The following is a 12278-nucleotide window of genomic DNA, read 5'->3' as shown; positions in this document are numbered from 1 at the left end:
GGCTTCAAGCCATTGCGGCTGTTCTGGCGGTGCGGCGAATCTTTATTGGGAAGACAAAATCATGGTGAAGCGCTTAACGGGGTATTTATGTGTTGTGTTTTTTACCGGCTGTGCAACGCTTAGCCAACAAGACTGCAAGCGGGGTGATTGGTTTGGTTTAGGGGTTCAAGACGGCCGTTCTGGAGAGGCGAGTGAGCGGTTGAGCGAACACCGAAAGGCATGCTCCGAATACGGTGTGGCGGTTAATGATTCGCAGTATTTTGCTGGCCGCGAACAGGGTATAAGAGAATACTGTCGTATCGATAACGCTTTTGAAGTGGGGTTGCAAGGCCATGATTACCGCCATGTTTGCCCGCCATCGATTGATGGTGTATTCAGCCGTTACCACGCAGCGGCTTACGCTGTACATAGAGAACGCGCCGAACTGGATAGGATAGATAACGAACTTTCCAGCAAAGAAATCAGCTTGGGGGATAACAAGTTAAACGACAAAGACCGGGCCAGAATTCGTAACGATATAAGTCAACTGCGGCGTAACCGAGATCGGGCTCGGGATGATCTTTACTATCACGAACGGCAACTCAACGAGTTCCGCCATGAGTCTCAGTCTTATCGCTGAGTGGCTTCTTGGGATTCGGGACGATTCGTTGCAAGTATCCGGATTAAGCACAGATAATTCGTTAGCAAAACGCGGTATCTGTTAGGCAAGCTAGGCACTGATAATTTTTTGAATTAACTCTGCCTTTAAGTTGCCTGGCAGCGTCTTTGTCTTTAACTCATTCTCTCGGTTCGGGTTTGCCGTCGTTCAGTCTTTCCTGCTTGTCTTTCTCAAACTCGTGTTTAACGAAAAACAGGCCACCCATCAAGCCCAACAGCATTACGACTTCCAGTATTTCTCTCATCATTTCAGCCACCTTTCGTTTAGGAAAAAGCCTTGTTACTTCAGTGGGGTGACTAATGATTTTTTGGACGGGCTACAAGAATAAGGTTTTTACAACATTAGTTTCCCTCGTCAGACAGATTACCCTGGGAATTTGCATAGTCAATGATGAAGCTGATAGTCAAATTAGCGGCTTACTGCAACAGCGGCAATAAACTCACCATGCCCCAGGCTATGCCGCCGGCGGCGGGAATCGTCAGAACCCAGGCCCAAACAATCCGTTCGATCACGGAAAGTTTCAGGGTATAGGGATTTTTGGCAAAACCGACACCCATGATTGCTGTAGAGATACTATGCGTGGTGGAAACCGGCATGCCGAAATGTGCGGCGGCCAATAGAATGGTGGCGGAGCTGGTTTCCGCCGCGAAGCCGTTGATTGGGTGCAGTTTGACCATTTTGTGGCCAAGGGTCTTGATAATCCGCCAGCCGCCCACCGACGTGCCGAGCGCCATGATCAAGGCGCAACTGAACACGATCCAGGTGTCGATGTCTTTTTCGCCGCCGTCCGGACGCAGGAACTCCGCCCAACTGGGCAGCTGATCGAGCGTGCCGGCGTTATTGGCCGCAAAAATGGCCAGCGCAATGATGCCCATGGTTTTTTGTGCATCGTTACTGCCGTGGGCAAAGCCCATATAACCGGCCGATAGCAATTGTGCTTTTCCGAACAGCGCATTGATCCATCTCGGCCGGGAGATTTGCGCCATGACACCGCCGGCGGAATTCATGCCGCTGATGATCGCCATCAACAAACCCATGATCAAAATGCCCAAGGTGAAGCCGGCAATTGGCGAGCTGATCATCGGGATCACCACTTTCCAGAGCAGGCCTTTGTTTTCGGTCCACACCAATGCGGTTTTCGACCATATCAACACATCGGGATTATTGTGCCCCGCCGCCAGAGCTGCGCCGCATAAGCCGCCGATCAAGGCGTGGCTGGAAGAAGAGGGCAAGCCCAAGGCCCAGGTGATCAGATTCCAGATAATCGCCCCGGTCAGTGCGCAAATCAACACTTCGGAGGTAATCGTCACCATGCCGGTATCGACCAGCCCTGAGGAAATGGTTTTGGCTACCGCGGTGCCGGATAAGGCGCCGACCAGATTGGTCACGGCAGCCAGGATCACCGCCTGGGTGGGGGTTAATACTTTGGTGGCGACTACCGTGGCAATCGAGTTGGCCGTGTCGTGGAAACCGTTGACGAACTCGAATATCAGTGCCGCCAGAATGACCAGCAAAAGCAATGTCAGCATGACGGAGCCACTAAGAATTTTTTAATACGATGTGGTAAACCACGTTGCCGGCATCGCGACAGCGGTCAATGGCTTTTTCCAGGATTTCGAACAAATTGGTTTTTACCAGATAACGGATCGGATCGGTTTCGTTGGCGTAGACGTCGCGATACAGCTCAAGTATCTGTTCGTCGGCTTCCGCTTCAATCGTTTGCAGTTGATCGTTGAGTCTTTTGACTTCGTCCAAATCCATGCCTTTGCGCAGTTGACCAACCATTTGTTCCAAAACTTGGCAGGCTTGTTCCAGCATGACAGCGCGGCTGTTGAAATCGACATCGCCGATCCGCTCCGATGCCAGCGTATAACGCTCGGCAAATTTTTCGACGACTTTCGGAATCTTATACAGCGCGCCGTTTAGGGCTTCGATATCCTCGCGGTCCAGGACGGTCACAAAGGTATTGACTAATTCCTCGCTGATTTGGCCGAATAAATTCTTTTCCCGGCGCCGTGCCTGTTTAAATTTTTCTAATGACTGTTGGGTGGTGGGTGTGCTTAGCAGTTCTATCAAGGCTTTGGCCGAGGCGTGTGCCGATTCCGCACTAGCTTCAAGCAATCCATAAAATTTATCGCCTTTGCCAAAGATGGTTTGTAGAGAGAACATGGTGTACCTTAATTGTGACGGTTTTGTTGCATATTGTATAACAGCGTGGCGGCATGTGCAGAAACTGTCGGCAATTTGCCGACCGCATGCGTAGCGGATGTCATCCGGCGCTAAACTGCCAAACGCGGGTTAATCGCGTTTTTGCAAAATGTCCTTAACCGCGCGTATTGCCGATTGGCTGGCGCCGTTGGAGTGGCTGTCCTCGGTAAAGTCTCCGGCAAAATAGACGCGGCCCTGCGGTTTTCTTAACGACTCAGACAGGCTATCGAAGCGTGACCGGCCGACCGGCCATGATGCTATCGCGCGCGGATGGTAACGGTAAAAATTCATCCGTTTGACCGACTCCCGGAAGCCCGGCCACTGTTTGTCAAACGCCGCCAGCAAAGCTTCTCGAATCTGGTCCGGATCGCTCATCCGCGAGTTAAACCGTTCTGCGTCCGCACCGCTAACCAATAAATTCAACAGCGCATCGGCGCCGGATTTTGATCCGCCCTCATAAATTACCCCCAAAGGACTGTCGGTCATAATCGGCAATATGCTGTCGCCGTCGCGGGTCCAGAAGCTGCTGGCGGCCTTATCCACCGTGACGTGCGCCGTAAAGTAGGCGCCGGCCGATTGGGTTTGGATAGCCTGTTTTCGCTCGGCGCTCAACGGCGGAGCGAACTGAATGTCGTTGAGCCGGAATAATGGAATGGCAGTGATCACGTATTTGGCGCGGAATAGCTTTTGCCGCAGACTGCTTTGGTCGGACGTAAGCACTTCCACATTTTTATCGGTGGCGGTGATATGAGTGACTTGCTGGTTGAGCAGGATGCGGTCCCGGCCGATAAAATCGGCCAGCGCCCGCACGGCGCGTTGATTGCCGCCGACTACATGGCGTGGCGCCAGACCGTCGCCGGAAAAATAATGCCATTCGGCAATGCCGTCCAGCGCGCTGATTTTTCGCCAGGAGGTGGCGTATTCCGGTTCGGTTTCAATGCGCACCAGTTCTTGAGCCTTGGGTGAGAGGCCGCTGGTGCTTTCGATCCAGTCGGCGAAGGAAATTTCTTGCAGCGCCAGCATTGCCTGGGGCAAGGGTCGTAAACTCAATTGCCGGTAAAGCTCGGCCATTTTGGCGTCCCAGCGTTGATAGGCTTGCAATTCGCCGCTATCCAGCACCGATGCCAGAAACTCCTGGTTGGTATTTTGCGTAAACGGATACAGCTTGCCCTGGTAATAAAAACTGGAAAAACTGCTGTAAGCCGTTTCCATCGGCACATGTAAATCCCGGAAAATCTCGACAGCCGGGTTATTTTCCCAAAACTCTTCCAGACCCACTTCGGCATGCGTGCCGTCCGGGTAAGTAGCGGTGCGGATACGGCCGCCAACACGCGGACTCATTTCCAAAATCACGGCGGTTTTGCCGGCTTTCTTTAAATGATAGGCCGCACTCAAACCCGACAGGCCGGCGCCGACGATCAACACATCGGCGGTAAGTGGTTCGGCGGCTAAGGTAACGGAGCGTAGGCCTAGCGACAGGGCCAACGCAATGAAATAGATGGAACGGTTGAGTTGCTTGAGGGATAGGGTGGTCATCTGCGTCGCCTCTGCGTGTTTATGGGTTGCCAGCCGTTTGCCGTTGGAATTGGCAGCGAATTCTCGCTACGGTACGAGCCAAATATTGCAGGCAAATGACTTGATGGTAACTAAAGGTCTGCTGCCGGCTATGTCACATAATAGTCACAAACTTGTCGTATTCTCGCGTTTTACCCCATCGTAAGCTGCCCGACTGATGAAATATTCCGCAACCGCACACGGCAAAAGCTTTCATTTTCGCGATTTGCGTACCTTGCTGGCCAAGGCTACGCCGCGCCGGGCAGCGGATGAGTTGGCCGGTTTGGCGGCGGATTCCGAAGTGGAGCGGGCTGTTGCTCAGCGAGTTTTGGCCGACGTACCCTTAAGGCGGTTTATCGAAGAGCCTTTGATTGCGCCGGAACTGGATGAAGTCTCGCGCTTGATTCTGGAACGGCACGATGCGCAAGCGTTTGTGCCGATTGCGAGTTTAAGTGTGGGCGAGTTTCGCGATTGGCTGTTAACCGAGCAGAATGATTTGGCGGCAATCTCGGCCGGGCTGATGCCGGAAATGGTGGCCGCGGTCAGCAAAATCATGCGCAACCAGGATTTGATTGCCGTGGCGCGCCGTTGCCAGGTGGTTACCCGCTTTCGCAGCACGATCGGCTTGCCGGGCCGCTTATCTACCCGCCTGCAACCCAATCATCCGACCGACGATCCGCGCGGCATTGCGGCAAGTATTTTGGATGGCTTGCTCTACGGCAGCGGCGATGCGGTGATCGGCATCAATCCTGCCACCGACAATCTGCACAACGTCCACACCTTGTTAAATTTGCTGGACGAGATCATCGCTCAGTACCAAATTCCCACCCAATCCTGCGTACTGGCCCACGTGACTACCAGCATGGAGTTGATGCGGCGCGGTGCGCCGCTGGATTTGCTGTTTCAATCTATCGCCGGTACCGAAGCGGCCAATTGCAGTTTCGGTATCGATCTGGCAATGCTCCGCGAAGCGAAGGCCATGGCGGAAAATTTGGGCCGTGCGAGTGCCGGCCAGCAGTTGATGTATTTCGAAACCGGGCAGGGTAGTGCCTTATCCGCCAATGCCCATCACGGTATCGATGCGCAAACCTGCGAAGCGCGGGCTTATGCGGTCGCCAGGGCGTTTGATCCGCTCTTGGTCAACACTGTTGTCGGCTTCATCGGTCCGGAATATCTCTACGACGGCAAGCAAATCATCCGCGCCGGTCTGGAGGATCATTTTTGCGGCAAGCTGTTGGGTGTGCCGATGGGCTGTGATATTTGTTACACCAATCATGCCGAGGCCGATCAGAACGATATGGATACCCTACTGACGCTACTGGGAGTGGCCGGCTGCAACTTTATAATGGGCATCCCCGGTGCTGATGACGTGATGCTGGCGTATCAAAGTACCTCGTTTCACGATGCGTTGTATCTACGGCAAGTATTGGGCTTGCGGCCGGCGCCGGAGTTCGAGGTTTGGTTGCAGCGCATGGGTATTTTCGACGGTCAAAACCGCTTGGCCGCGGCGCGCAACGCCACACCATTGCTGGCCAACTTTCATGGCTTGCCGCGGGCTTAACGATGAATGATCCTTGGATTAGCTTACGGCAATTTACTCAGGCCAGAATTGCCCAAGGCCGCGCCGGTTGCAGCTTGCCGACGGCAGCCCTATTGGAGTTTCAATTGACCCACGCGGCCGCGCGCGATGCGGTGCATCAGGCTTGGGATGTGGCGGCATTGGCCAAAGGTTTGGAAAGCGCGGGATTGGAGCCCGTGGTCCTTGCCACGCCGGTCGCCGGCAGAGCCCAGTATCTGCAACGTCCCGATTGGGGGCGTTGCCTGGCCCCGGACAGCCGGGAACAACTGACGGCGCGCAAACAATCCGCAGTCGACGTAGCTTTGATTGTCAGCAATGGCTTGTCATCCGCTGCACTGGATGCGCACGGCTTACCGTTGCTTAACGCCATCGTTGCTGCTTACCGGGCCGCCAAGCTGCGGTTGGGGCCCGTGTGTTTGGTGCCCAATGGCCGGGTGGCCTTGGCCGACGAAATCGGTGGATTATTGAACGCGCGCCTGGCCGTCATCATCGTCGGCGAGCGGCCCGGTCTAAGCGCCGCTGACAGCCTGGGGATTTACCTGACCTACGCCCCGCAAGTCGGCAACACGGACGCCGAACGCAACTGCATCTCCAACATTCGTCCGCCCGCCGGCCTGAGCTACAGCGCCGCGGCTGCCAAACTGGTTTATTTGAGCAAGCAGGCGCTGCAACTGGGTTTTTCGGGAGTAGCGTTGAAGGACGATATGCCGGCGCAGTGGCTTACTGAGATTGGCGGCGCGGAGTTGTTAAACAAACTCTGAACCAGTTGATTACGCCAAGGCAAAAGTGGCCCGGCAGCTGCTCCCGCATCCTGACAGTCGATACAATGTGCCATTTTCTGTTCGAATCGGCGGAAGATTTCATGGCCGCTTTCATGTCGCATGCCGCTCAATAACGTGTTGATTTCGGCGCAAGCCGGCGACTCGACGAGACTTGATCAATGATGGCCGGAGAGATGATTGGCCGATTGGGCTGTAATAGCTCGCTGAACCTGCGCTTTCGTAGCAATGCGATTGGCCGCTATTGCAGTTGGAGCGGGCGGCTAGAAAGGGTCCAACAACACCGGCGCTTTGCCGAACTCGGTCTTGTATTCGCCGTTTGGCACGTACCAACCGGGGCCTTGAGAGCCGTTCATCCAAGCCACGCGCTTGCCTTCCGAGGCCCATTTCTCAAGTTTCTCGCCGCTTTTGGTCAGGTAGTCGGATGCGTAACAAACGGTATTCAGCCAGGGGTCGATGATTAGCCAGGATTGGGCGATCTTGCGGTTGGTGAAATCGGCCATCGAAGCATAGTCTTGCGCCGAATCGGGGATTGCTTCCTGGGAAACCAGGCAAAAGGCGTGGTCGCCTTTGTCGTGAACGTAGCAGATATAGAGTAAGTCGCGTTTGATATTGCAGATTTTCTTAGCGTAATAAGCGCTCAAGACTGCCATCTCTTCGCAGTTGCCTGATCGATCCGCAATAGTCATCTTGACCAATTTCTCGGCCAAGTCCAAGTGTGATGTACTGCCGTTGAGCCTGTGTTTGCCAGACTCACGCGCTTGCTGATATCGGGTCTTGCCTTTAGCGCTCATACTCACTAGAACGGCATGCCCGGCAAGGTCCACGTCGTAAAGCTTGTTACTGGATTTATGGCCTTTTTTAAAGAACTCTCTGACTAGAACCTTGATTTTTTCGCCTTCGTCCACCAGCATGGTTGTACCCTCTAGAGTTTGATTCTTGGCAATTGCTAGCGCCCCGCTTTCCGCTGTCCCGGTGGGCAAACGGGCGGGCCTCACGCCGGGTATTGCGTTCTAGGCGTTGTCTCGTAAGTATAGTTGAAACCCGAATGGTTTATAGTGATCTCTAAAAGTCCACGATTGTTTTGGTAAGCGGTTCGGGCAGATTTACCGTTGATTCGTCCTTCACGAGTTCGTTTACCGTTATCGATAACACCCCAGGTTATCGAGCCGTCACACCATTCATCAAATTGTCACCGAGCGGATTTAGACTCCGGCGTTGCCGACTCGTTCACGTTTTTTGTCTTAAAGCCTTGGAGACCCTCATGAAATTCAAAGTAGTTCGATTAACCGCCGTCGCGACGCTGGTCGCTCTGGGCGGTAAAGCGCAAGCGGCATTGCCCAACGGCGTGGCCGCGGGCGACGTCAGCCAAACTTCCGCCGTACTGTGGGGAAGGTCCAATACCGCCGGTGATTTATATTTCCAGTACGCGACCGATAGCGCTTTTACGCAGAATGTCGGTTCCAGCTTTAAGACCGTGAATGACCCGCTGGCGCCGGTCAAATGGGATGTCTCGGGCTTGTCCGCGGATACTACCTATTACTATCGTGCTATCGATAGCGTTGGTGCGATAGCCCGCGGCCAATTTAAAACCGCTGCGGCATTGGGTAACACCACTGGTCTGCGCTTTGGTGTATCCGGCGATTGGCGCGGTGAATTACTGCCGTATCCGGCCGTGAAAAACGCCAGCCAGCGAAACCTGGATTTTTTTGTGGCGATGGGCGATACCATTTACGGCGATGTGGCCTCCAACGCCAACGCCGGCCAACAACAAGCGCAATCCCTGGCCGAGTACCGCAACAAGCACGCGGAAGTGTATAGCGCCAAGGGCGGCATGAACGGCCTGGCCGATCTACGCCAATCCACCGCCGTATTCGCGACGATAGACGACCACGAAGTGACCAACGACTTCGCCGGCGGCGCCGATGTCGCCACCGACGCGCGTTTCAATGCCGATCCGGCCGGCACTCGGATCAATGACAGTACCTTGTACAACAATGGTATCCAGGCTTTTCAGGAATACAATCCGCTGCGCAACGAGACTTACGGCGCCACCGGCGACATTCGCACGGCCGGCGAAGTCAAACTGTACCGCAACCAAACTTTCGGCAATGACGCGGCCGTGATGGTGTTGGATGCGCGCTCGTTTCGCGACAAAGAACTAGCCGATGCGAATCCTTTAAGCCAAGCTTCGGTTGGCGGCTTTTTGGCCAACTCGTTCGACCCGAGCCGGACCATGCTGGGCAAGCAGCAAATCGCCGACCTGAAAGCCGATCTGCTTTCAGCGGAGCAAAATGACGTCACCTGGAAATTTATCGCTGTCCCTGAGCCAATGCAAAACCTGGGGGTGGTTGGCGCTGGCGACCGCTTTGAAGGCTATGCCGCCGAACGTACCGAAATCCTGAAGTTTATCGACGACAACAAAATCGATAACGTGGTGTTCCTGTCGGCCGACATTCACGGTACTTTGGTGAATAACCTGACTTATCAACTCACACCGTTCGGTGAGCAAAAAGCCACCAACGCCTTCGAAATCACCACCGGTTCCGTAGCCTATGACGCGCCGTTTGGCCCAACAGTCGCGCAATTGGCGGCCGCGGTAGGTTTATTGACGCCGCAACAAAAAGCCTTCTACGACACATTGCCCAGCATTGCCGCCAAGGACAGTTTCATCAAGTCGGTAACCAATGGCGCTTTGACGCCGCTGGGTTACGACCCGCTGGGCTTGGATGCCAATCTGGCTAGCGCCGACGGCAAAATCCAGGCCGAATTGCTGCAAGGCGATTACGTCGCCACGCACACCTTTGGCTGGACCGAGTTTGAAATCGATCAGGTCACTCAACAACTGCTGGTCACCACCTATGGCATTCCCGCCTACAACGTCGGCGATATTGCCAACGATTTGAGCGGCATCGTCAACCGCACGCCACAAATCGTCAGCCAGTTCAGAATCACGCCAAGCTCTGTACAACCCGTACCGGTTCCCGGCGCGGCCTGGTTGTTTGGTAGCTCTTTATTGGGTCTGGCGTTTGGCAAACGCAAAAAAGCCTAGTTAAGTGGGCGGCAGGGGATGTCTGTCAGTTGCCGCATTATCTGCAACAGCAACTGCGGATTGAGGTTTTTCGCAGAACATCAGCTGTTTTGCTGGGGACTAGTGTATCGAAGCACATGCGGTGGTGGATTGACTGCTGGCGCGGATGCCTCGGCGATATGGTCTTAATGTTTTGTCTGTATATATTTGGGGCTCAGCCTTGTAATTAGACTCGAAATTTAGCATGGATAAATTGATCAGAAACTCCTCAAACACGCCAGTGCTGTTGAAGGTCTGTGTTCTTTTGTTGTTATTGATTAGTTCGCCGGCTGAAGCCAGAAGAGTTCACGTTTGCTTTGGTATTGAGGATCATTTTTACGATTTGGGTGAATTAAAAGCCTCGGATCAACAGGTTAAAAAAACAGGTATGCCGGCCGAATGGGCTTCCGATGGGTATCTATTTGGTATTCATTTACAGGATCACTGTTTGCTTGTTCCGACTAAAACAGACGTGGTCGGTTATGCCGTCTATGCCAAAAATTCAAGCCAATACTGGGTTTTGGACGAAACTACCATTCAATCATTGCAAAAATCTGGGGTGCTGCCAAACCCCATGCCGCCGCTGCAGGTGCCGTGGGATGACACTGTTGGCGGCCAGTGGCTTTGGGGCCTGGCTATCTTGGCTGGATTGGTAGTTATTGTTGCCCTGGAAGCTTTTTTGTCCGGCAAGCTGCAACGACGTGTCGTCGCTAAAGTTGATAAAGTCTTGCATGGTAGTTTTGTGCTGTTATTGCGCGAGGTGTTAGTCGATGTTGCGCGTATAGATCGGAATTTTGATGCTAATAAATTACATGCCATACTCGCTATTATGCAGCGGCTGGGGATTGCTGTTAACGACCTCGCTAAGCTTAACCCCGAGGATATGCCTGCAGGGAAATTATCAAGAAAGCTATTGATTGCTTATATCAAGGCGGTCGCTGGCAATCTCAACGATCAGCAAAGAAACATTTTACTAACCGGGATTGCGACCGTGATGTCGGTGGAAGGTAAAGTAGGTAGAAACAAAAAAGCCGTGTTTCGGCAATACATCATCGCGTTGGGTTTTCCGGACAATCAGGCGGAAAAGATCATGGAGATGGTTCTCAATGCTTAATTGGACGGTTTGGCCTCGTACTTACTCAAGCCAAGTCAGTACGGCTGTGGAAAAGCGGTCAAACCACCCGCTTTTTGACACTCATAAATCCACGTTAGTCTGGAGATTATCATGAAAATAAAAACCTTCGGTTTACTCTCGTTGTGTCTTGCCTCGGTTAACGCTCACGCCACCCAGCAAATTTCCTATAAAGGCCATATTATTTTTAGCGACGGCAATGTGGCGAATATTGGCGATTCGTTCTCGGGCCAGTTTTTGTTCAATCCCGATCAACCGGATGGTAGCCATTTTAATCCGGCCACTCCGCCTTATACCGAATGGGAAAGTGGTTTTTGGAACAATACTTATCTGTCCACGGCAATTCAAAATAAGTTTTCTTTTGTTAGCAATAAAGGTATTGGGGCTGCATTTCAAGACAATCAAAACATCACCCAAACTGAGATCGATGTAAACGGTTATCACGGCTATGTAAATGCGGGAAATTACGATGTAGTCTCTTTCGAGGCGATTAACCTTGGCAATGACGAGCAAACTGTTACTGGAACCGAATTTTCCATTACCGCCTTATTCGATCCATCTCGCTTCAATATTGCTTCGTTTCAATCCGAAGACCTGAGCAGCATATTCCAGTCGCAGCCACTTAAATTTGGTTATTCCATCAACAAAGTCACCAACGGTTTATTGGATTTTCGTATTAGCGGCCTGATCGATACCTTTAATATCAGCACGCCAACGTCTCAGGTCGCATTGCCTTTCGCGCCGGTTTTACCGACGCCAAGCAATGATGGATTTACATTCAGTACACCGCCCATGCCGGTTTTGGATGGTAACGGAAATCCAAAATCAGGCGGGTTTTACGACCCGGATGTGGCGGTGGCTTACACCTATGAAGCGTTAAATGCCGACACCTTATTCGGCGATGTGATGATTCCCAACCAATACGGCGACGGTAAATTCCAACTGCTGATTTGGGATGAGACCAGCGGTGAATACGTCGACAGCGGTATCCGCTTGTTGGCGGGCGTTTGGTTTAATTTCGGCGAATTGGGTTTTCAAAACGGCGTTGGCAAGTTCCGCATAGCCGGCATCGAAACTTCCGCCATGATCGATCCCAGCGATCCGCTGGGTTTTGTTACCGGTTTGACGTTTACCGGAAGTGGTAGTGCTTTCAAAATGACGCCTTTAGCGGCTCCCGTTCCGCTGCCTGCAGCGGTCTGGTTGTTTGGCAGCGGTCTACTCGGGCTATTGGGAAGCCGAAAATTCCGGGCATCGCGCTAGCCGCTTAGCTTTCAAACTTTAAGGCTGAAAGACGTTTC

The 12278-nt window shown here is 53.0% G+C and carries 11 protein-coding genes; 6 read left to right on the top strand and 5 right to left on the bottom strand.

Annotation, left to right across the window (positions count from 1 at the left end):
* Positions 1-61 precede the first annotated feature (61 nt).
* On the top strand, positions 62-619 hold the full coding sequence (locus ACR02O_RS19555) for a DUF2799 domain-containing protein (protein WP_165385930.1): 558 nt from the start codon (positions 62-64) through the stop codon (positions 617-619).
* Between the two features lie 157 nt (positions 620-776).
* Here ACR02O_RS19555 and ACR02O_RS19550 read toward each other — a convergent pair whose 3' ends face one another.
* The 4 genes from ACR02O_RS19550 to ACR02O_RS19535 all read right to left on the bottom strand — a co-directional run bounded on the left by ACR02O_RS19550 (position 777) and on the right by ACR02O_RS19535 (position 4402).
* On the bottom strand, positions 777-905 hold the full coding sequence (locus tag ACR02O_RS19550) for a hypothetical protein (protein ID WP_256438968.1): 129 nt from the start codon (positions 903-905) through the stop codon (positions 777-779).
* Between the two features lie 169 nt (positions 906-1074).
* A complete protein-coding gene (locus ACR02O_RS19545; protein ID WP_033157921.1) occupies positions 1075-2187 on the bottom strand; it encodes an inorganic phosphate transporter in 1113 nt (370 codons plus the stop codon).
* A 10-nt stretch (positions 2188-2197) separates the two neighbouring features.
* Complete coding sequence (locus ACR02O_RS19540; protein ID WP_033157920.1) at positions 2198-2827, bottom strand: DUF47 domain-containing protein; 630 nt, start codon at positions 2825-2827, stop codon at positions 2198-2200.
* Positions 2828-2956: 129 nt separating this feature from the next.
* Entirely contained in the window at positions 2957-4402 is a 1446-nt protein-coding gene (locus ACR02O_RS19535) for a flavin monoamine oxidase family protein (protein WP_494522252.1), read from the bottom strand.
* Positions 4403-4598: 196 nt separating this feature from the next.
* Here ACR02O_RS19535 and ACR02O_RS19530 point away from each other — a divergent pair, with 196 nt between their 5' ends.
* Both ACR02O_RS19530 and eutC read left to right on the top strand, forming a co-directional pair.
* On the top strand, positions 4599-5981 hold the full coding sequence (locus tag ACR02O_RS19530) for an ethanolamine ammonia-lyase subunit EutB (protein ID WP_494522251.1): 1383 nt from the start codon (positions 4599-4601) through the stop codon (positions 5979-5981).
* A gap of 2 nt (positions 5982-5983) precedes the next feature.
* Positions 5984-6760: an ethanolamine ammonia-lyase subunit EutC gene (eutC, locus tag ACR02O_RS19525; protein ID WP_494522250.1), complete on the top strand. Its 777-nt coding sequence runs from the start codon at positions 5984-5986 to the stop codon at positions 6758-6760.
* A gap of 281 nt (positions 6761-7041) precedes the next feature.
* On the opposite strand, the gene ACR02O_RS19520 is transcribed toward eutC, so the two are convergent.
* Entirely contained in the window at positions 7042-7692 is a 651-nt protein-coding gene (locus ACR02O_RS19520) for a hypothetical protein (RefSeq protein ID WP_494522249.1), read from the bottom strand.
* 350 nt (positions 7693-8042) lie between these two features.
* Between ACR02O_RS19520 and ACR02O_RS19515 the strand changes: the two genes are divergently transcribed.
* The 3 genes from ACR02O_RS19515 (at position 8043) to ACR02O_RS19505 (ending at position 12240) form a co-directional block, all read left to right on the top strand.
* Positions 8043-9830 (top strand): alkaline phosphatase D family protein, encoded by a 1788-nt coding sequence (locus ACR02O_RS19515; RefSeq protein WP_494522248.1) that lies wholly within the window; start codon positions 8043-8045, stop codon positions 9828-9830.
* A gap of 223 nt (positions 9831-10053) precedes the next feature.
* A complete protein-coding gene (locus ACR02O_RS19510; protein WP_319962902.1) occupies positions 10054-10962 on the top strand; it encodes a hypothetical protein in 909 nt (302 codons plus the stop codon).
* 111 nt (positions 10963-11073) lie between these two features.
* Entirely contained in the window at positions 11074-12240 is a 1167-nt protein-coding gene (locus tag ACR02O_RS19505; RefSeq protein ID WP_494522247.1) for a hypothetical protein, read from the top strand.
* The last annotated feature ends 38 nt before the right edge of the window (positions 12241-12278 follow it).

The organism is Methylomonas sp. PHL2-19, assembly GCF_059331595.1.
This window is presented reverse-complemented; position numbering and strand designations above follow the sequence as displayed.